Here is a 19,770-nt window from a genome sequence, read left to right on the forward strand (position 1 = left end):
GGCTGCATCGACGGATCCACCCTGGTGCGACGCAGCCCGATCCGCCTCCCGACGGCGCAATGTGCACGCCATATTTCGGCATCGTTCCCGACATACCCGTCGGGTCGAATATCCGGTGACGGGCGGAAAGTCTCGCCCGAAAGGAGATCCACATGAAGGTCACTGTCGTTGCCGGTAACCCGAAACCCGGCTCCCGTACGCTCGACGCCGCCACCGTGCTGGCCACCGCGCTCACCGGGGAGGCCCCCGATCACGTGGTCGACGTCGTCACTCTCGGTCCGGGCCTGCTCGGCTGGGGCGACGACGCGGTGAAGGAGGCGGTCGAGACCGTCGCCTCCTCCGACCTCGTGGTCTTCGCCAGCCCGACCTTCAAGGCCACCTACACCGGCATCCTGAAGTTGTTCCTCGACCAGTTCGCGACCGGCGACGGTCTGCGCGACGTCACGGCGGTGCCGCTCATGCTCGGCGCCGGCCCGGCCCATGCGATGGCGCCCGACCTGCTGCTCAAGCCCGTGCTCGTCGAACTCGGCGCCACCTGCCCCGCCGCGGGGCTGTACCTGATCGATTCCACCTACACCACCGACACCCGGATCGCCGAGTACGCCGAGCGCTGGGCGCCGGTGCTGCGATCCACCATCCGGACGGAGGCACGATGACCACCCTCGCCCTCGACGGCGCCACCCTGCGCCGCGCGTTCGCCCACGTCCCCTCGGGTGTCGTCGCGATCTGCGCCGACACCGGCAGTGAGCGGATCGGCATGGCCGCAAGCACTTTCGTTCCCGTCTCCCTCGACCCGCCGCTGGTGGCGTTCTGCGTGCAGAACAGTTCGACCACCTGGCCGAAGCTCGAAGCGCAGCCGCGCCTGGGCATCAGCGTCCTGTCGTCCGAACACGACATCGCGGCCCGGGTGCTCGCAGCTAAGAACGGCGACCGGTTCGGGGGCATCGAGACCGAGACCCGTGACAGCGGAGCGTTGTTCATCGACGGCTGCGGTGTGCGGATGGACGTGTCGATCGAACAGCAGGTGCCGGCCGGCGATCACGCGATCGTCGTGCTGCGCGTGCACGAACTGTTCTGCGACGAAGCCGATCACGCGACGGAACCGATCGTCTTCCACCGCAGCTCGTTCCGGCGTCTGGTGGCGTCGTGAGCCGCATCGAGGCGGCGCTCGAGGCGTTGCGGGCGGGCAAGCCGGTCCTCGTCTCGGACGCCGCGGACCGGGAGAACGAGGGCGACGTCATCCTCTCCGCGCAGCACGCGACCCCGGAATGGATCGCGTGGACCGTCCGACACACCTCGGGTCTGCTGTGCGCCCCGATGACCGGTGCCCGCGCCGACGCCCTGGACCTGCCGGCAATGGTCGCCGACAACCAGGATCCGAAGCAGACCGCCTACACCGTCACGGTCGACGCCGCGCGAGGCGTCACCACCGGCATCAGTGCCGCGGATCGTGCTACGACCCTGCGTGTGCTCGCCGATCCGACGGCCACCTCGCGCGATCTGATCCGCCCCGGCCACATTCTGCCGTTGCGGGCCCGCCCCGGTGGAGTGCTCGAGCGTCCCGGTCACACCGAAGCCGCCGTCGACCTGTGTGCACTCGCGGGTCTGCCGCAGGTCGGTGTGATCGCCGAGCTCGTCTCCGACGACGGATCGATGATGCGCATGCCGGAGATCGAAGCGCTGGGAGCGCAGTACGACCTGCCCGTGCTCACGATCGAGGAGTTGATCCGCTACCGCGCGGCGCATCCGTTTCCGTCACCGGTGGTGCCGTCCGGACGGGTCGTGAGGGCCGACGAGGCATCGATGCCGACCCGCTTCGGAACCTTCCGTGCCGTCGGCTATCTCGACCGCCACACCGGCGCCGATCACATGGCGCTCATCGCCGGACCGTTGGGTGACGCCCCGCTGGTCCGGGTGCATTCGGAGTGCCTGACGGGTGAGTCGTTCGCATCGCAACGCTGCGAGTGCGGTCCCCAGCTGGATACCGCGCTGGAACGGATCGCCCAGGAAGGCGGCGTCCTCGTCTACCTGCGTGGCCACGAGGGCCGGGGGATCGGCCTGCTCAAGAAGCTCGCGGCCTACCGACTGCAGGACGGCGGCTTCGACACAGTCGCGGCCAACCTCGAACTCGACGAACCGGCCGACGGACGCGAATACGGCGGCGCCGCGGCGATACTCCACGATCTCGGCATCGGCTCGGTGCGACTGCTCACCAACAACCCCGCCAAGATCGCCGGACTCGAGGACAACGGCATCGTCGTCGCAGGGCGGGAACCGCTGCACGTCGGCGTCGCACCGGCGAACGTGCGGTATCTCGAAACGAAGCGGCGACGGATGGGGCACATGCTGCCCGCGGCGCAGAACTGAATCGGATCCTCGCTGCACGAACCGAGGTTCGCCCCTGCTGCAGCAGGGGCAAACCTCGTTTCGGCGAGCGAACCCGGACACTGTCGGAATTCTCGAACGCACACTTACCGCGCGTCCTACGGTTGTCGGCATGGGCACGCCCGGCATCGACCAGTGGGTCCTCCACGTCGACCTCGATCAGTTCATCGCTGCGGTCGAGGTGCTGCGCAATCCGGAACTGGCGGGCCGTCCGGTGGTGGTGGGCGGTCGCGGCGACCCCACCGAGCGCGGCGTGGTCTCCACCGCGTCCTACGAGGCGCGGGCGCACGGGGTGGGGTCGGGGATGCCGCTGCGGGTCGCCGCACGCAAGATCCCCGACGCGGTCTTCCTCCCTGTCGACGCCGATACCTACAACGAGGTGTCGCAGGTCGTGATGGACACCCTTCGCGGCTTCGGCACGGTCGTCGACGTGCTCGGCTGGGACGAGGCGTTCATGGGCGTGCAGACCCACGATCCGGAGGCGTTCGCGCGCGAGGTGCAGGCCGCCGTGCTCGACGCAACCGGGCTGCACTGTTCCGTCGGGGTCGGCGACAACGTCCTGCGCGCGAAGATCGCGACGGGATTCGGGAAGCCTCGCGGGATCTTCCGGTTGACGCGCGACAACTGGTTCGCGGTGATGGGGGAGCGCTCACCCGATTCGTTGTGGGGCATCGGCGCGCGCACGGTGAAGAAACTCGACGACATGGGTATCCGCACGGTCCGCGAGCTGGCGCGTGCCCCGGTCGACGAGATGGCAGCGCGGTTCGGACCCAAGATCGGTCCGTGGCTCGTCGGCCTCGGCGCCGGTGCGGGCTCGACGGAGGTGTCGGCGGAACCGTGGGTGGCGCGGTCGCGCAGCCGGGAGACGACCTTCCAACACAACGTCGGCGACTGGAACGCGATCACCGAGTGCGTGCGCGACCTCGCGGCGCGGGCCGTCGACGACGTCCGAGGTGAGAGGCGTGAGGGAGTGCGGGTCGCGCTGAAGATCCGCTACGCGCCGTTCGTCACCCACACCGCGAGCGTCGCTCTTCCGTCGCCCACCACGGATCTCACGACCGTCACGGACGCGGCCGTCGGACTGCTCGACCGCTTCGATCACGAACGCGAGGTCCGGCTCGTCGGAGTGCGGGTGGAGATGACGCCACCGGAGAACGTGCGGTCGCCCTAACGGCTGGCAGACTGGGCCCGGTGCGATCGGTGACCAGGACACGGGGACCTCTACGACCACCGGAGGCCGCCGCAGCGGCGGTCTTCGGGACGTTGACGGCTGTGCTGTCGGTCGTCGCGGGACTGATACCCGTCGGTGTCGCCCAAGTGCTGGTCGCGCTGCCCGTCGCCTTCCTCGCGGCCACCGGCCGCCTGCGCGCGATCGTCGCCGCGACCGTTGCCGCCGGGGTGGTCGCGCTCGTGGCCGGCGGGCCGTTCGCCGTCGCCGCGGTCGTCGTCCTCTCCGGTATCGGAACACTCGTCGGGTTCGCGCACCGCCGGTGGGGTCACGCCGCGGTGTTCGCGGTGCTGGCCGGATCCGTCCCGGCCGGGTTGCTGCTCGCGGCCGCCGCCTGCGGTCTGCTGCTGCTGTTCGACCGGACCCGGGTGCTGCTGCTCGAGGCCCTCGAAGCGTCGATGCGCGGCACGATCCGGGCGTTCGAGGCGGCCGGTGCAGGCCGGCAGTTCGTCGACACCTGGGACCGGACCCTCGAGATCATGGTGCGGCTGTGGTGGGTGTGGATCGGTGGCGCAGTGCTCATCGGGACCGTGGGCACCGCACTGCTGTGCTTCGGGATCTTCCGCGTGGTGGCCCTCCGCAGTACGTGGGCGACCCGGTCGGTCGACTGGCCCGAGCAGGACCCCACCGCCGACCCGGCTCCACTGCCCGTCGCCCTGCGCCTGGTCGGCTACCGGTATCCGGGAACCGACCGCGACGCCCTGTCGGACATCGACCTCACGATCGAACCGGGAGAGTTCGTCGCGATCGTCGGTGGCAACGGCTCGGGTAAGTCGACACTCGTGCGGCTGCTCGCGGGACTCGAGCCGACCGTCGGCCTTGTCGACCGGCCCGGACCCGTCGGACCGGGACGCCCCGGTGGAACCGCGATGATCCTGCAGCATCCCGAGAGCCAGGTCCTCGGTCGCACGGTCGCCGAAGACCTGCGGTGGGGGATCGACGACGTCGACGTCGAGGATCTGCTCGCCCGCGTCGGCCTCGCCGGGATGGAGGACCGCGCGACGGAGGATCTGTCCGGCGGGCAACTGCAGCGACTGGCACTGGCAGGCGCACTGGCCCGACGACCCGCACTGCTCATCGCCGACGAGATCACCGCGATGGTCGACGCGGACAGTCGCGCGGACCTGATCCGCCTGCTCGCGGACGTCGCGCACGACGGTACCGCGGTCGTGCTCGTCACCCACCTCGACGACGAGGCCCGCGCCGCCGATCGCGTCGTGCACATCGCCGACGGCCGGATCGTCCCGCGGGTCGCGTCGCCCCCACTGCCGCCACCGGTCCCGGCGACCGCCCCGTCCGTCCCGCAGCCTGTCCTCGAACTACGCGATATCACGCACGTCTACGCGTCCGGCACACCCTGGGCTCATACCGCCCTCCGCGAGGTGTCGCTGACGATCTGCCGAGGCGAAGGCGTGCTCGTCGTCGGGGAGAACGGTTCGGGCAAGTCGACGCTTGCGTGGATCGTCGCCGGACTGATGCGCCCCACGCACGGAACGGCCGTCCTGCACGACACCCCGACCGCCGACCTGCACGGGGAAGTGGGCATGGTCTTCCAGCAGGCCCGGCTCCAGCTGCAACGACCGACCGTCGCGCAGGAGATCTCCGACGTGGCCGGGCTTCCGCACACCGACCGCGGTTACGTCGCCGCCGTCCTGCACCGGGTGGGTCTGCGTCCCGAACTCATCGACCGGCCGATCGACCGGCTCAGCGGAGGAGAGATGCGGCGGGTCGCGATCGCCGCCCAACTCGCCCGCACTCCGCGGGTGCTCGTGCTCGACGAACCGCTGGCCGGGCTGGACCTGCAGGGCCGCCGCGAGGTCGTGTCGATCCTCGCCCACCTGCGCGCGGTCGAGCACGTCACGATCATCGTCATCTCCCACGACCTGCACGGCATGGAAGAGGTGTGTTCGCGCACCGTGGTGCTCGAGGACGGACGCATCGTGGAGCAGACGGGAGCGGTGATCGCATGAGTCGCACACGTACGCGGCAGCGCCGCCCCGTCATCCTGCTGCGACCCGTGCCGCGGCAGACCCCCCTGCACCGAGTGTGGGCCGGAACGAAGGTGCTGTCGGCAGCGGCGCTGTCGGTGGCGGTGAGTTTCGCGCCGAGCTGGACCGGACTCGGCATCCTGCTCGCCGTGCTGGTCGTGGGCGTGCTCGTCGCGCGGATCCCCCGCGGGGTGGTCCCGACGATTCCGTGGTGGGTGTTCGCGGTCCTCGCCGTCGGCCTGGTCCTCAACGCCGCGGGCGGCGGACTCGCCGCCTACGTCCGGACGATCCTGCTCGGCGTGGGCCTGCTGCTCCTCGCGTCGCTGGTCGGGTGGACGACGCGACTGTCCGATCTCGTCGATGCCCTGCCGGTCCTGTTCGCCCCGCTGCGGTTGTTGCGGCTGCCCGTCGACGAATGGGTGACGGTGTGCGCGCTGGCGTTGCGGATGCTGCCGACCGTGCGTGCCGAGATGCGCGTGCTGTTCGCTGCCCGCAAGGTCCGCGGCCGACCCGGCTTCCGCAATCCGGCGGGATGGTGGCACGAGGTGATCGACGCCGTCGGCGCGGTGGTGTCGGTGTCGATGCGGCAGGTCCGAGATCTCGGCGACGCACTGTCGGTGCGGGGACCACGATCGGCGACCCGCCCGCCACTGCGACTGCGGATCGGGGACGTCGTCACCGTCCTGGTCGTGGTGGGCGCGTGCACGGCGATCACCGTGTGGGGCTGAGCCGTCAGTTGCGGTTGTCCGAAGCGGTGTCCTTCGACCGCGAGCGGATCCGCTTGACGAGCCCGTAACCGATCACCGCGACGACGACGGCGATCACGACGTACTGCAGCGCCGAGGCATACGGTTCCACGGCGCTCCAGTTCTCGCCGAGCTGATAGCCGGCCAGCACGAAGATCGAGTTCCAGATCAGACTGCCGGTGGTGGTGAAGACGAGGAACTGCCAGATCGGCATCTGCGTGACCCCGGCGGGGATGGAGATGAGACTCCGGAAGACGGGCACCATCCGGCCGAGGAAGACGGCTTTGCGTCCGTGCCGCTCGAACCACGCGGTCGAACGATCGAGGTCCTCGACGTCGACGAGCGGCAACTTCCGCACGACCTTACGGATCCGGTCCTCACCCACCCAGCGGCCGACCGAATACAGGCCGAGAGCGCCGACCACCGAACCGAGGGTCGTCCAGAACAGCGCACCGAACAGGGTAAAACTGCCCAGGCTCGCGGCGAATCCGGCGAGCGGCAGGATGACCTCGCTGGGCAACGGAGGGAAGAAGTTCTCGAGTGCGATGGCGATGCCGGCACCGACACCGCCGAGGCGGTCCATCAGGTCGAGCGCCCATCCCGCGAGACCGTCGGTGGGGGCTGACTGTGAATCCGCGACACTCATCCACCCGACCCTACCGAGGGGGCGTCGAGGTTTCCGCTCGTACGGATCGAAACGGTTCCGGTACGTGTGACCGGGGAGAAGGATGGCGGGGTACTCCGCTCTCCACCGGAGGGCCGATCCGGAAGGTGAACTCCAGTGACGATCGTTGTCGTCGCGGGCAACCCGAAGCCCGCATCCCGCACCCTCGACGCCGGAGCCCGCCTCGCCACGGCGCTTACCGGACGAGAGCCCGATCACGTTGTGGACGTGATCACACTCGGAGCGGGACTGCTCGGCTGGGGCGACGAGAAGGTCGCCGCCGCGGTCGAGACCGTCGCGGCCGCCGATCTCGTGGTATTCGCGAGCCCCACCTTCAAGGCCACCTACACGGGCGTCCTCAAGTTGTTCCTCGACCAGTTCGCCACCGGTGACGGGTTGCGCGACGTCGTCGCCGTGCCGCTCATGCTCGGTGCCGGGCCCGCTCACGCACTCGCGCCCGACCTGCTGCTCAAGCCCGTCCTGGTGGAACTGGGCGCCACGAGCCCGGCGCCCGGCCTGTATCTTCACGATTCGACCTACACAACCGATACCCGTATTGCGGACTACGCCGAACGCTGGTCGCCGGCGCTGTCCGCCGCACTCCGAAACGAGGCCGCCTCATGACCACTCTCGACGGACCGTCTCTGCGTCAGGCATTCGCGCACGTCCCCTCGGGCGTCGTCGCGATCTGCGCGGAGGTGGACGGAGAGCGGATCGGGATGGCGGCGAGCACCTTCGTGCCGGTGTCGCTCGACCCGCCGCTCGTCTCCTTCTGCGTGCAGAACACCTCGACCACGTGGCCGCGACTGTCGTCGCTCCCGCACCTGGGCATCAGCGTGCTCAGCGAGGAGCACGACGGTGCCGCGCGGGTGCTCGCCGCGAAGAACGGCGACCGCTTCGCCGGTATCGACATCGAGAGCCGCGAGGGCGGTGCCCTGTTCGTGTCCGGCACGAGCGTGCGCATGGACGTGACGGTGGAGCAGGAGGTCCCGGCGGGCGATCACGCCATCGTCGTGCTGCGCATCAACGAACTGCTCACCGACGCCGACGTCGAACCCATCGTGTTCCACCGCAGTTCGTTCCGCCGCCTGCTCGCCTCCTGACTCGCAGAGGACCGATTTCGGTGGTTCCACCCCCGCTCAGCGGGGCCGGAACCACCGAAATCGTGTTCACTCCTCGCGTTCGAACGTCACGAGTATTCCCTCGACGCCGCCGGGACCGACCCGTCCCTTGATGTCGGCCGAGGTGATGGCCTTCAGACGCCACCCCTGGCGGGCGTGGTCGTTGAGGATCTTCTCGAGTTTGTCGCCGGACATCTTGCCACCGAACATGCCTTCGCGGATCTCGACCACCTTGTACGAGTACATGGCTCCACAGTACGACCGAGCGGCGAAACTGCTCCGCTATGAGGCGGGGACCTGCGAGAACAGTCCGGCCGGCCGCGACAGTCCGTAGTGGTCGCGGAGTGTGGTGCCCTCGTACTCGGTGCGGAACACTCCACGACGCTGCAGGATCGGCACGACCTCGTCGACGAAGACCTCGAACGAGCCGGGCAGGTAGGGCGGCATGATGTTGAAACCGTCCGCGGCGCCTACCTCGAACCATGCGACGATGCGATCGGCGACGTGTTCCGGTGTGCCGACGACCGTGCCGTGACCGCGGGCCCCGGCCAGCCGGTGCAGCAACTCGCGCAGCGTCAGACCCGGCTCGCGCTCGACGAGGTCGAAGATGATGCGTGATCGGCTCTGCGCTCCCTGCACGTCCTCGGGGCGGGGCAGAGCGTGCAGTGGCACCGGTCCGTCCAGCGGGAAGCCCGACAGGTCGACGTCGTCGAACCGCGCCGACAGGTGCGCCAGTCCGACCTCGGGGATCGACAGGTCGGCGAGATCCTGTTCGATGCGCCGCGCCTCGGCCTCGGTGGACGCCACGATCGGGGAGAGGCCGGGCAGGATCTTCACAGCCTCGGGATCGCGTCCGAACTCGGCGGCCTGCCGCTTGACGTCGCGGTAGAACACGCGCGCATCGTCGAGGTCGACCTGCGCAGTGAAGATCGCCTCGGCGTAACGCGCGGCGAACGCGCGACCGTCGGCGGACGATCCGGCCTGGACGAGCACGGGTCGGCCTTGTGGGGAGCGTGCCGCGTCGAGCGGTCCGCGCACCCGGAAGTGCGTGCCCGCGTGGTCGATCCGGTGCACCCTGCTCGCATCGGCGTAGACGCCGGCGTCGCGGTCGAGCACGACCGCGTCGTCCTCCCAGCTGTCCCACAATGCCGTTGCGACGTCGAGGAATTCGGCGGCGCGGGTGTAGCGGTCGGAGTGGCCGGGTCGTCCGTCGACACCGAAGTTGTACGCGGCGGCGGACGACCAGGACGTCACGATGTTCCAGCCCGCACGTCCACGGCTGATGTGGTCGAGCGAAGCGAACTGGCGCGCAAGGTTGTACGGCTCGGTATAGGTCGTCGAGACCGTGCCGATGAGCCCGATCCGCTCGGTCACCAGTGCCAACGCGGACAGCAGGGTGAGCGGTTCGAAGCTGCTCTGGGCCACACGGTCGTAGTGACGACCCACGGCCGGGACGTCCGCGAAGAAGATCGAGTCGAACTTCCCGCGTTCGGCCGTCTGCGCGATCTCGCGGAAGTAGTGCACGTCGTCGACCCGTTCCGGTGCGGTACCGGGCAGACGCCAGGACGCCTCGTGGTGGCCGGCGCCGGTGATGAACACGTTGAGATGGAGCTGAGAGGGCAAGGCGGACACCTTCCGAAGTCCCGACAGAGATCCTTGCCAGTGCAGTCCATTTCCGACGCGGAGCGAACCGTTGTGATCACGGTGATTCCTGCTGCGTCCTCCGCGGCGGCCGATTGCGATCACCTCGATCACAAGGGTGGTTCGTCCGTGCGGGCACTCCCTACTGTCGGCGGCCATGACGAGCAATCACATGCTTCGACGCCGGACCGGGGTGAGCTGATCGTGGCGACCATCCTCGACAGGACGCGCAGGACCACACCGGACGCGGCGGACACGCCTGCGATGACCGGACCATCGGGACTGATCGATCCCACCGCGATCAGCCGGAAGACCCGCAGTTCGTCCCGCATTCCGCGTTCGGTCCAGCGGCTGCTCGGGCCGGTCCTGCTCGTCGTGGCGTGGCAACTCGCCGCGTCCAGCGGCCTGTTCGGCGAGAACGTCCTTCCCCGACCGCTGTCGGTGCTCACCGCGGCGTGGCGACTGATCGCCGGCGGGGAACTGCAGGAACACATGACGGTCAGCCTGTTGCGGGTCGGCAACGGCCTGCTCATCGGCATCGCGCTTGGTCTGGTCCTCGCGCTGGTCTCCGGATTGTCGCGGGTGGGTGAGAACTTCGTCGACGCCAATATGGAAATCCTGCGTGCCGTACCGAATTTCGCGCTCGTTCCGCTTCTCATCGTGTGGTTCGGTATCAGCGAGACCCCGAAGGTCCTGCTCATCACCCTCGCCGTGGCAGTCTCGATCTACATCAACACGTTCTCCGCGATCCGGAGCGTGGACGCCGGACTCGTCGAGGCGGCACGATCGTTCGGTGTCCAGCGCCGCGAACTGATCCGGCGGGTCATCCTGCCGGGTGCGCTGCCCGGATTCCTCATCGGCCTGCGTCTCGCCCTCACCGGTGCGTGGCTCTCGCTGATCTTCGCCGAGACCATCAACGCCAAACGCGGTCTGGGACGGATGATGAGCGACGCGCGCGAATACTTCCAGCTCGACGTGGTTTTCGTCCTGATCGCCGTCTACGCCCTCCTCGGTCTGCTCTCGATCTTCATCGTGCGGGCGTTGGAAACACGCCTGCTCACGTGGAGGAGGTCGTTCGATGGCAACTGATGTGACCGAACGCACCGCGCTCGATTCCGTCGTCGTCGCCCGCGGTGTGCGGCGCGTGTTCGGCGAGCAGGTAGTGCTCGACGGCCTCGACCTCGACATCGCCCCCGGAGAATTCGTCGCGCTGCTCGGTCGGAGCGGCTCCGGGAAGTCCACCTTCCTGCGGGCGCTGGGAGCCCTGGACCCCGACGTCGAAGGGCATCTCCGGGTGCCGGCGAAACAGGCCATCGTCTTCCAGGACCCCCGGCTGCTGCCGTGGCAGAAGGTGCTGACGAACGTCAACATCGGACGACCGGATAACGCGCGGACCCGTGCCGAGGCGCTCGATGCGCTCGCAGAGGTCGAGCTCGAGAACAAGGCGAAGGCGTGGCCGCGGACGCTGTCCGGGGGAGAGGCACAGCGGGTCGCGCTCGCCCGGGCACTCGTCCGCGAACCCGAACTGTTGCTGCTCGACGAACCCTTCGGAGCTCTCGACGCACTCACCCGGATCCGCATGCACGGCCTGCTCGAGAAGTTGGTGGCCAAGCACCGGCCGGCCGTGCTCCTCGTGACCCACGACGTCGACGAGGCGATCCTGCTCGCGGATCGCGTCATCGTCCTCACCGACGGGGTGATCTCCCTGTCGTCACAGGTCGAGGTGCCGCGTCCGAGAGGTCGCGACTCCAGCGAGTTCGTCGCTCTGCGGCGCCGCCTGCTCACCGAACTCGGTGTCGGCGACCAGCCCGACTCGCGTTGAGTGCGGCCGGTATTCCCACTTGTGTCCGGACAGCAGGTCAGGACGCCTCCCGAGAAGGATCGACTGTGTTTCGTAGTGTTCGCTCGCGATGGCTTGTGGTGCCGTCGCTCGCAGTGTTGTTCGCGGCATCCGCGTGCGGCCTGGGTGGTGGTGATGGGCAGGAGGCCCTCGCCGAGGCCACGATCGCCCACACCGGCGAGGGCATCCCCGAGGGGGTGAAACTCGTCGTCGCCGAGCAGAACGCGTCCCGCTCCCAGCCCCTCTACCTCTCGGGGGCAGGGGAAGATCTCCCGTACGACCTCGAATTCGCCGACTTCAGTGGTGGACCGGCCGTCATCGAGGCGTTGCGCTCCGGTGCTGCCGACATCGGGTCGCTGGGAGAGGCGCCCATTCCGATCGCGGTGTCCAACGGGATCACCGACATCGTGGCGATCGCGCTGGAAGCGAACCCCGGCAGCAGCGGTGGTTACTTCCTGGTGGCGCAGCCGGGCAGTGGCATCGAGACGGTCGCCGACCTGAAAGGCAAGAAAGTCGCCTACCCACCCGGAACGGGACGTCACATGATCGTCGCAGGCCTGCTGGCGAAGGCCGGACTCGACCCGAAGACCGACATCGACGCGGTCGAACTGGCGGGCGCGGAGGTCGCGCCGACCTTCTCCTCAGGAGCCGTGGACGCCGCGATCCTCACGGGCGTGCAGTACTACAAGGTGGGTTCGCCACCCATCCTCGGCGACGGCACCGGGATCAACACCGGGATCAACACCCTGATCGTGCGGAAGCAGACCCTGGAGGATCCCGCGAAGGCCGCAGCGATCGGCGACTACGTCGGACGCTCGGTCGCAGCGAACAACTGGATCGGCCGGCATCCCGACGAGTGGGTGGCGGCTTATCACGTGGGTACCCAGGGGATGACGCCCGAAGAGGGCCGTGAACTGCTCGACCACACAGGCACCGGACGGTTCTATCCGATCGACGAGAAGTCGATCGCCCTGTTCCAAAGCGTCTCGGACGGGCTCTACGAGACGGGCACCATGTCCGTTCCCGTCGATATCTCGCCGTACGTGGACGGCCGCTACAACGACATCGTCGTCGCGCAGAACGAGGCGGACGACAGCGTTCCGGATCCGCTCCCCTGATCCGATCCATCACTGCAATTCCACCGATCGAAGGAGTAGCCGACATGACCCAGGCCGCAACCCGACTCGACGTCATCCCTCAGTCCGGCCATGCCGGAGCCGAGATCCGTGGCGTCGACCTGACCCGCGAACTCGCCGAAGACGAGATCGGCACCATCCGCGACGCACTGCTGAAGTGGAAGGTCGTGTTCTTCCGCGACCAGTTCCTCGACCACGACCAGCATCTGCGGTTCTCGTCGTACTTCGGTAAGCCGACGCCCGCGCACCCGCTGTTCGACTCGACTCCGGACCCGGACTACCCGACGATCTACCCGATCTTCCGCGACCGGTTCAAGGCGCGCATCGCGAACAGCAGCGGTTACGACAAAGTACGCTGGCACGCCGATGTCACTGCGGCGGTCAACCCGCCGTTCGCGTCGATCCTGCGTGCCGAGACCCTCCCGCCCTACGGCGGCGACACCCAGTGGTCGAACGCGGTGGCGGCGTACAACGGTCTGTCGGCGCCTGTCCAGCGACTCGCCGACGAGCTGCGCGCGGTGCACCGCTTCACCCCGGGTGACGGTGCGAAGCCGACCGAGGACTACCTGCGCCGCGTCGAACGTCGCCCCCTGGTGAGCGAACATCCGGTAGTGCGGCTGCACCCGGAGACGGGGGAGAAGGCACTGTACGTCAATCCGGGCTTCACGCAGTACATCTCGGGGGTCTCGCCGCACGAGAGCCGGCGTCTGCTCGGGTTGTTCTTCGAGGAACTCGGCCGTCCCGAGTACACGGTCCGCTTCAAGTGGGAGCCGGGATCGATCGCATTCTGGGACAACCGATCCGCCGTGCATCTCGCGCCGAGCGATCTCGTCACCGAACACGACCGGCGCCTGTACCGCATCACCCTCGAAGGCGACGTGCCGGTCGGACCGGACGGACGCGAATCCGTCGCGCTCGAGGGCGAACCGTTCGAGGCAGTCTGAACCGCGTGACCGCACGGACGGAGCCCGGACCCGGGCTCCGTCCGTTCTTCCTGTCGCTGTTCGTCCCGTCGGCGATCTTCGGTCTGGGCACCGGTGCCGGTGCTCCGATGATGGCGCTGCTCGCCCGCGAACTCGGTGCGTCCGTGCCGGTCGCGGGACTGATCGTCGCGCTGGTCGCGTTCGGGGCGGTCCTCGGCGACCTACCGTCGGGCACGGTGGTCGCGCGCTTCGGGGAACGTCGCGCGATCGTCCTCGGATCGGCGCTCGGTGCGACCGGCGTTCTCGTCTCGTTGTCGGCGCCCACCCCGGCGGTGCTCGCAGTGGGCGCGACGCTCACCGGTTTCGCGAACGCGGTGTGGGGGCTCGCGCGGCAGAGCTATCTCGCCGGTGCCCTTCCACTGCACATGCGAGCCCGCGGTATCTCCGCGAACGCAGCCATGAGCCGGGCGGGTGTGTTCGTCGGTCCGTTCGTCGGGGCCGTCGCGGTGCACCTGACCGGCGTGAGCGGAGGGCTGGTCGTCCAGGTGATCGCAATCGTCGTCTCCGGGGCGCTCGTCGCGAATGCCGCTGTGCCGGAACCGGACAGGTCGGAGCAGCGCAGCGGTGGCGTGATCGCGGTGGCGGCCTCGCACCGGACGGTCCTCGGAACTCTGGGTGTCGGTGCGATGCTCGTCGGCGCGTCGCGCGCCTCACGCGACGCGGTGCTTCCGTTGTGGGCCGATCATATCGGGGTGGCGCCGGCGACCGTCTCGTTGATCTTCGGTGTCGCTGCGGCAGTGGACGTGGCACTGGCCTACCCGTCCGGAGTCCTGATGGACCGGTACGGCCGCCGGGTGACGGCCGTACCGGCGCTGCTGCTGTTCGGCACGGCCTTCCTGATCCTGCCGCTGTCGCAGCAGTTGTGGTGGCTCGTGGTCGTCGCGGTGGTGCTCGGGACGGCGAACGGCATGAGCAACGGCATCGTCATGACGCTCGGCGCCGACGTCTCACCACCGCATGCGCGTGCCGAGTTCCTTGCGGCATGGCGACTCACCCACGACACCGGATCGTTCGCGGGACCTCTCGTCGTGGGAGCAGTGGCCATGGTGTCGCTCGCCGGTGGTGCCACCGCGATCGGGGCGCTGGCCCTCGTCGGCGCCGGAGCGATGTACCGGTACATCCCGCGGTACGTGCCGGTGCCCGTCGCGGTGCCGCAGGATCAGCGCGCGAAGCCGTAGAAGCGGGAGACCCGCACGCGCAGCAGCAACCTGCGATCGGCGACCATCGCGGCCCGGAAGTCGTTCCAGTCCGGATGCTCGCCCTGCACCGCCCGATACAACTCGACGAGCTGTTCGACGGTGTCGTCGTGGGGATCGGCCGCCACCGGCGACAGTTCGGCCTCGCCCTCCGCGACGGCATAGGACCACTTGTCGTCGGAGTCGACGAACAGGCTCACACGCGGGTCGCGGCGCATGTTCCGGGTCTTCGCCCGGTCGTCGGTGATGGAGACGGAGAACGTGCGGGTCGCGGACTCGTACCGGTAGGTGATATTCGACAGTTGGGGTCGTCCGTCGCGCTTGATCGTCGCGAGCGCGACGACTCCGGTGGGCGGGAACAGGGCTTCGAGTGAGCTCTCGTCGGCCGGCATGGCGCCCAGACTACGGCCGACCGTGCAGAATCGGGGCGGGTATGGGAGCCGAGTACGAAGGGCAGACATGCTGAACTACGCGCGTTACTGCGGAGAGATCGTCGAACAGACGGAACTGCTGGTGGACTCACTGGCCGGACAGGACATGACCACACCGGTGCCGTCGTGCCCGGGATGGAACGTCGGTCAGCTCGCCCGGCACATCGGCTACGGCCATCGTTGGGCGACCGAGGCGGTCCGCGGTGAAGGGGCGATGCCGCGCACCGACCGGGCGATGCGGGAGTTGTCGGACTACGTCGACGAGGATCCGGACGAGCTTATTCCGTGGTTACGGGAAGGAGCGCGCGAATTCGAGGCCGCGCTGCGGGAGGTCGGTCCGAACATGCGGGTGTGGACACCGATCCCGGGCGGCAAGAAGACCCCGGAGTTCTTCGCCAGGCGCTTCGCCCACGAGACCATGGTGCATCGCGCCGACGCCGCGCTCGCATTGGGAGCGGATTTCGAGCCGGCTCACGATCTCGCCGTGGACTGCGTGGACGAATGGCTCGACCTGGCGGTGGTCACCTGGCCACGACTCGATGTCGAACGGCACCGCGCGTTGCACGGACCCGATCGGACGCTGCACTTCCACGCGACGGACACGTCGGCGGAGTGGGTGGTGGACCTGACCGGCGAGGACTTCGCGTGGCGGCATGCCCACGAGAAGAGTGCCGTGGCGGTACGCGGACCGCTGACGGAACTGCTGTTGGTGCTCTATCGTCGGCGCGCTGTGGACACAGCCGACGTGGAGGTCTTCGGCGACACCGGGTTCCTGGCGTCCTGGCTCGACGTCAGTCCCTTCGGCTAGCCCGAAGGCAGAACGCACAGCGGGTGGCCGCACCGCGACGTTGAGGCGCGGCCACCCGCCTGCGAGTCAGACCGACAGGCGCGAGGCCGAGTACGCGTGGCGGATCGCGTCGAGTGCGCTGGTGCAGGGAATATGAGCTTCCTGCAGCGAATGGATCACCTCGGCGATCGGTCCGGACTGCTCGAAGGCGCTACCGGCGGCCACGGCCCAGGCGACTTCGCCGGGCTCGAATGTCCGGGTGGGCTTCCATCCTCGCTGAGGAGCGAGTTCGCGCAGAGTGCTCCAGTGCGCGACCTCGTCCGCATCCGGACGTCCGATGAAAAGTAGGCGGTCGTGTCCCACGATGAACCCCTTCGTTCTTCGTCGTGCTTCGACAGGTAGGTCGTCTTCTCTGTGTGCTTCGTTACATTTACCTGATCGCGAAGCGTCGCAGGTTTATGACGTTCCACTATGTGGTACATCCGCCTGAATCCGAGGGGCTCGCCCGGGAAGTCGGTCATCCACCGCCGTAGCGAGCCGCGAACGCGCCCGGCGTCATGCCCACGACCCTCGCGAAATCCCGGACGAAATGCGGCTGGTCGGCGTAACCGAGGACCGCGGCGACCTCCGACAACGATCCGGGCTTCTCGCACAGGCGACCGGCGGCCTCCTGCAGTCGCCGTCGCTGGATCAGCCACTTCGGGGTCAGCCCGATCCGTCGCTGGACGAGACGTTGCAGCGCGCGCTCACTGAGGCCGAACTCCGCCCGCACCTGCTCGACCCGCAGGACGTCGGAGTTCTCCTCGACGAACGCCACCACCCGGTTGACGAGTCGCCCCTCCTCGTCGATCGGCAGATAGGCGCGCAGCACGTCGTCGAACGCCTCCGTCGCGGCGCGGTGCGACTCGCGAGAGTCCGGGTCGTGCGCCATCGCCTCGCGCACCCGCGTGATCAGACGCGACCCGGCATGTCCGAGGACGTCGGCGAGGTCGACCGCCCGGTCGGTGAACGCCGCGAGCGAGGTGCCGGTGATCAGGGCACCGGTCGCCGGGCTGAGCATGGACCCGACCGCCCAGCCCTCGCCGGTGAGGGTGACCGTGGACAGTCCGTGCTCGACACCGTAGAAGCGTGCATAGTCGTGTGCGACCACCAGTTGACAGACCGGATAGCGCAGCACCCGTTGGGGTGCCTCCCGGCCGGCCGGCACCGACCAGACGGGAATCCAGTATCGCTGCATCAGATCCGTGAGGTCGGGCGCGGCGGGATAGCGGTGGATGGTGTGCGAGGCGTCGTGCGGATCCTTCAGGTGGGCACGTTCGGTGTCGTCGCGACCGCCGACACGGTCGGTGTCGTCGCGACCGCCGAGAGGGTCGCCGCCGTCGGGTTTCATCAATACCTCACGCTCGCCGGTCGTCAGTATCGAGTCATGAATACAACAGCACTGCGACACGCAGAGGCCGACAAGCCGCTCACCGACGTGATCTCGTCGCTCCGCGACACCGACTGGGACGTGCAGTCGCCGTGTGAGGGGTGGACGGCACGCGACGTCCTGGCCCACATCATCGACACGCAGCGGGACTTCTTCGCCGGACGCGGCGTCGAGGTGGGCGAGCGGCCCGATACCGACCGTCCTGCCGAGGCGTGGAGGACGCACACGGCACGCATCGCCGAGATCCTCGCCGACGACACACTCGTCTCGACGACCTACGACGGATACTTCGGGCCGACCACGGTGGGCGCGACCTTCGAGCAGTTCTACATCTGGGACATGCTCGTGCACCGCTGGGACATCGCGCGCAGCGCCGGGATCGGTGCGACCTTCTCGGCCGCCGAACTCGACCGGATGGAGGCCGGCGCCGACAGTTTCGGCGACGCGCTCTACATGGACGGTGTCTGTGCTCCGGCCGTGCCGGCTCCCGAGGACGCGGACCGTACGACCCGGATCCTCGCGAAGATGGGGCGCCGCACGGCCGCGTCGATCGGTTAGGCCGCGTTATCGTCGGTCGTATGAGCGAAACGATCCGCGTCGCGGACTACGTGCGCGAGGCGATCGCGGCCGGGCGGCCGGTCGTGGCGCTCGAATCGACGATCTTCACGCACGGACTCACCCGGCCACGCAACATCGAGGTCGCGCTCGACGCCGAGCAACGTCTGCGCGATTCCGGGGTGCTGCCCGCGACCATCGGGGTCGTCGACGGGACACCCACGGTGGGTCTGTCGGAACAGCAGATCCGCATGCTCGGCGCGGAGGACGTCCCGGTCGTCAAGCTCGGTGTCCGCGACCTGCCGGTCGCAGCGGCCAAGCAGTTGCACGGCGGGACGACGGTGTCGGCGACGGCGCTGCTCGCGCATCGCGCCGGGATCGACGTGTTCGCCACGGGCGGGCTCGGCGGCGTGCACCGGGGAGCTTCGTCGACCTTCGACGAGAGCGCGGATCTCGTTGCGCTGGCGACACTTCCGATCGTGGTGGTGTGCGGCGGCGTCAAGTCCGTCCTCGACATCCCGGCGACGCTCGAACGGCTCGAGACGCTCGGGGTGATCGTGGTCGGCTACCGGACCACCCGCTTTCCCGGCTTCTACGTGCGCGACAGCGGCTGCGATGTCGACGAGGTGGAGTCGGCGCAGCAGGCCGCGGAGGTGGCCCGGGCTCGGGACGGGCTCGGTCTGCGGTCGGCGGTGCTCGTCGGGAACCCGGTGGCGGCCGAGGCGCAGATCGATCCGGAACTGCACGACCGCGTGCTCACCGAGGCCGAACGCGCAGCCGCCGAGGCCGGGACGCGCGGGAAGGCGATCACCCCGTTCCTGCTCGACCACATGCACCGGGCCACCGAGGGACGCTCGCTCGAGACGAATGTCGCGGTCTATCGCGGGAACGTCGCGGTCGCTGCGGAGATCGCGCACGCGCTGGCGTCCTGATTCCTCACTGCAGGAGGAAGGCGGCGGTGGACGACGGCAGGGGAGTGCTGCGTCGGCGGTAGATCTCGGCGGGCCGGCCCGTGCCCTCCCTCCGCAGTTCGCCGGTGGGTTCGAGACCGTGCAGGAGATGCCTGCGGAATGTGTCCTTGGGATAGCTGCGGGCATAGACGGTTTCGTACAGAAGTCGCAGGTCGAGCACGGTGAACTGCTCGCCGAGGAAGTTGCCGGGGTCGACCTCGGCGGAGTACCGGCGTCGCAGGTCGGCGACGGCCAGGTCGACGATCTCGGCATGGTCGAAGGCGAGATCGCTGGTCTCGGTGGTCGGCACGAGATGCGCCTCGGCGGGGATCTCGGCGACCGGCACCGCGGCGCCGTGGGCCATCGACAGCACCCACCCGCGGTCGTCGCGCTCGGGATCGTCGAGCATGGCCAGCTGGTAGAAGTCCACGCCCGTGAGCCCGGCCTTGTCGCGCAGGGCGCGTTCGGCGGCCTCGGCGAGTCGCTCACCGGGGTGCAGGAAGGTGCCCGGCAGGGCGAAGTTGCCGTCGGGACGTTCGACGACCAGCACCTTCAGTGCCTCGTCGACGGTGAGGACCGCGACGTCCACGGCCACCGAGGGGCGCGGGTAATCGGTGAGCGACCTGCCGGTCGAGTCGGTCGGTGTGCCCATGGTGGACATTCAATCATTGATGCGCTAACTTTAGCGCA

Annotated in this window: 23 protein-coding genes; 16 read left to right on the forward strand and 7 right to left on the reverse strand. The window is 68.7% G+C overall.

The annotated features are described in order from the left end of the window. Positions 1 to 152 precede the first annotated feature (152 nt). The 6 genes from C6Y44_RS08080 to C6Y44_RS08105 all read left to right on the forward strand — a co-directional run bounded on the left by C6Y44_RS08080 (position 153) and on the right by C6Y44_RS08105 (position 6,329). Positions 153 to 656 (forward strand): NADPH-dependent FMN reductase, encoded by a 504-nt coding sequence (locus C6Y44_RS08080; RefSeq protein ID WP_016692083.1) that lies wholly within the window; start codon positions 153 to 155, stop codon positions 654 to 656. After that, positions 653 to 1,150: a flavin reductase family protein gene (locus tag C6Y44_RS08085; protein ID WP_159418760.1), complete on the forward strand. Its 498-nt coding sequence runs from the start codon at positions 653 to 655 to the stop codon at positions 1,148 to 1,150. Before C6Y44_RS08080 ends, C6Y44_RS08085 begins: the two co-directional genes overlap by 4 nt. After that, a complete protein-coding gene (locus tag C6Y44_RS08090; RefSeq protein WP_033098024.1) occupies positions 1,147 to 2,367 on the forward strand; it encodes a bifunctional 3,4-dihydroxy-2-butanone-4-phosphate synthase/GTP cyclohydrolase II in 1,221 nt (406 codons plus the stop codon). The genes C6Y44_RS08085 and C6Y44_RS08090 overlap by 4 nt, the downstream gene beginning before the upstream one ends. A 130-nt stretch (positions 2,368 to 2,497) precedes the next feature. Next, positions 2,498 to 3,556, forward strand: coding sequence for a DNA polymerase IV (locus tag C6Y44_RS08095; RefSeq protein WP_159418759.1), 1,059 nt, complete (start codon positions 2,498 to 2,500; stop codon positions 3,554 to 3,556). A gap of 29 nt (positions 3,557 to 3,585) precedes the next feature. Continuing rightward, positions 3,586 to 5,583: an ABC transporter ATP-binding protein gene (locus C6Y44_RS08100; protein WP_183070678.1), complete on the forward strand. Its 1,998-nt coding sequence runs from the start codon at positions 3,586 to 3,588 to the stop codon at positions 5,581 to 5,583. Next, positions 5,580 to 6,329 (forward strand): energy-coupling factor transporter transmembrane component T family protein, encoded by a 750-nt coding sequence (locus C6Y44_RS08105; RefSeq protein ID WP_159418758.1) that lies wholly within the window; start codon positions 5,580 to 5,582, stop codon positions 6,327 to 6,329. The genes C6Y44_RS08100 and C6Y44_RS08105 overlap by 4 nt, the downstream gene beginning before the upstream one ends. Before the next feature lie 4 nt (positions 6,330 to 6,333). Here the strand turns inward: C6Y44_RS08105 and C6Y44_RS08110 are convergent, their stop codons facing one another. Next, a complete protein-coding gene (locus C6Y44_RS08110) occupies positions 6,334 to 6,993 on the reverse strand; it encodes a DedA family protein (protein WP_159418757.1) in 660 nt (219 codons plus the stop codon). Positions 6,994 to 7,128: 135 nt separating this feature from the next. Between C6Y44_RS08110 and C6Y44_RS08115 the strand changes: the two genes are divergently transcribed. Beyond that, on the forward strand, positions 7,129 to 7,635 hold the full coding sequence (locus C6Y44_RS08115; protein ID WP_159418756.1) for an NADPH-dependent FMN reductase: 507 nt from the start codon (positions 7,129 to 7,131) through the stop codon (positions 7,633 to 7,635). Further along, positions 7,632 to 8,114, forward strand: coding sequence for a flavin reductase family protein (locus tag C6Y44_RS08120; protein WP_016692074.1), 483 nt, complete (start codon positions 7,632 to 7,634; stop codon positions 8,112 to 8,114). Before C6Y44_RS08115 ends, C6Y44_RS08120 begins: the two co-directional genes overlap by 4 nt. A 66-nt stretch (positions 8,115 to 8,180) precedes the next feature. On the opposite strand, the gene C6Y44_RS08125 is transcribed toward C6Y44_RS08120, so the two are convergent. Both C6Y44_RS08125 and C6Y44_RS08130 read right to left on the reverse strand, forming a co-directional pair. Further along, positions 8,181 to 8,378, reverse strand: a complete 198-nt coding sequence (locus tag C6Y44_RS08125) for a DUF4177 domain-containing protein (protein ID WP_016692073.1) — start codon at positions 8,376 to 8,378, stop codon at positions 8,181 to 8,183. A 36-nt stretch (positions 8,379 to 8,414) separates the two neighbouring features. Further along, on the reverse strand, positions 8,415 to 9,764 hold the full coding sequence (locus C6Y44_RS08130; protein ID WP_174247061.1) for an LLM class flavin-dependent oxidoreductase: 1,350 nt from the start codon (positions 9,762 to 9,764) through the stop codon (positions 8,415 to 8,417). Positions 9,765 to 10,037: 273 nt separating this feature from the next. On the opposite strand from C6Y44_RS08130, the gene C6Y44_RS08135 reads away from it, so the two are divergent. From C6Y44_RS08135 to C6Y44_RS08155, 5 genes are all read left to right on the forward strand, one after another. Beyond that, the gene (locus tag C6Y44_RS08135; RefSeq protein ID WP_225623756.1) at positions 10,038 to 10,862 is read left to right on the forward strand and encodes an ABC transporter permease; all 825 of its coding nucleotides are present in this window, start codon (positions 10,038 to 10,040) and stop codon (positions 10,860 to 10,862) included. Next, positions 10,852 to 11,595: an ABC transporter ATP-binding protein gene (locus C6Y44_RS08140; RefSeq protein WP_216850656.1), complete on the forward strand. Its 744-nt coding sequence runs from the start codon at positions 10,852 to 10,854 to the stop codon at positions 11,593 to 11,595. The genes C6Y44_RS08135 and C6Y44_RS08140 overlap by 11 nt, the downstream gene beginning before the upstream one ends. A gap of 65 nt (positions 11,596 to 11,660) precedes the next feature. After that, entirely contained in the window at positions 11,661 to 12,731 is a 1,071-nt protein-coding gene (locus tag C6Y44_RS08145; RefSeq protein ID WP_225623757.1) for a PhnD/SsuA/transferrin family substrate-binding protein, read from the forward strand. Positions 12,732 to 12,775: 44 nt separating this feature from the next. Then, on the forward strand, positions 12,776 to 13,693 hold the full coding sequence (locus tag C6Y44_RS08150) for a TauD/TfdA dioxygenase family protein (RefSeq protein WP_192378737.1): 918 nt from the start codon (positions 12,776 to 12,778) through the stop codon (positions 13,691 to 13,693). Between the two features lie 5 nt (positions 13,694 to 13,698). Continuing rightward, entirely contained in the window at positions 13,699 to 14,910 is a 1,212-nt protein-coding gene (locus tag C6Y44_RS08155) for an MFS transporter (RefSeq protein WP_159418752.1), read from the forward strand. Here C6Y44_RS08155 and C6Y44_RS08160 read toward each other — a convergent pair. Next, positions 14,892 to 15,320, reverse strand: coding sequence for a PPOX class F420-dependent oxidoreductase (locus C6Y44_RS08160; protein ID WP_159418751.1), 429 nt, complete (start codon positions 15,318 to 15,320; stop codon positions 14,892 to 14,894). The two genes, C6Y44_RS08155 and C6Y44_RS08160, sit on opposite strands and share 19 nt — an antisense overlap. Before the next feature lie 67 nt (positions 15,321 to 15,387). Between C6Y44_RS08160 and C6Y44_RS08165 the strand changes: the two genes are divergently transcribed. Continuing rightward, complete coding sequence (locus tag C6Y44_RS08165) at positions 15,388 to 16,167, forward strand: maleylpyruvate isomerase family mycothiol-dependent enzyme (protein ID WP_159418750.1); 780 nt, start codon at positions 15,388 to 15,390, stop codon at positions 16,165 to 16,167. 66 nt (positions 16,168 to 16,233) lie between these two features. Here C6Y44_RS08165 and C6Y44_RS08170 read toward each other — a convergent pair whose 3' ends face one another. Together C6Y44_RS08170 and C6Y44_RS08175 are read right to left on the reverse strand one after the other, a co-directional pair. Then, on the reverse strand, positions 16,234 to 16,509 hold the full coding sequence (locus C6Y44_RS08170; RefSeq protein ID WP_006552872.1) for a hypothetical protein: 276 nt from the start codon (positions 16,507 to 16,509) through the stop codon (positions 16,234 to 16,236). Between the two features lie 154 nt (positions 16,510 to 16,663). Beyond that, positions 16,664 to 17,536, reverse strand: a complete 873-nt coding sequence (locus tag C6Y44_RS08175) for a helix-turn-helix domain-containing protein (protein ID WP_192378738.1) — start codon at positions 17,534 to 17,536, stop codon at positions 16,664 to 16,666. Positions 17,537 to 17,572: 36 nt separating this feature from the next. On the opposite strand from C6Y44_RS08175, the gene C6Y44_RS08180 reads away from it, so the two are divergent. Together C6Y44_RS08180 and C6Y44_RS08185 are read left to right on the forward strand one after the other, a co-directional pair. Then, positions 17,573 to 18,133, forward strand: a complete 561-nt coding sequence (locus tag C6Y44_RS08180; protein ID WP_159418748.1) for a maleylpyruvate isomerase family mycothiol-dependent enzyme — start codon at positions 17,573 to 17,575, stop codon at positions 18,131 to 18,133. Between the two features lie 20 nt (positions 18,134 to 18,153). Further along, positions 18,154 to 19,062, forward strand: coding sequence for a pseudouridine-5'-phosphate glycosidase (locus C6Y44_RS08185; protein ID WP_159418747.1), 909 nt, complete (start codon positions 18,154 to 18,156; stop codon positions 19,060 to 19,062). Between the two features lie 4 nt (positions 19,063 to 19,066). On the opposite strand, the gene C6Y44_RS08190 is transcribed toward C6Y44_RS08185, so the two are convergent. Then, positions 19,067 to 19,732: an NUDIX hydrolase gene (locus C6Y44_RS08190; RefSeq protein WP_159418746.1), complete on the reverse strand. Its 666-nt coding sequence runs from the start codon at positions 19,730 to 19,732 to the stop codon at positions 19,067 to 19,069. Positions 19,733 to 19,770 lie beyond the last annotated feature (38 nt).

The sequence above is a fragment of the Rhodococcus rhodochrous genome (genome assembly GCF_014854695.1).
Taxonomy (GTDB): domain Bacteria; phylum Actinomycetota; class Actinomycetes; order Mycobacteriales; family Mycobacteriaceae; genus Rhodococcus.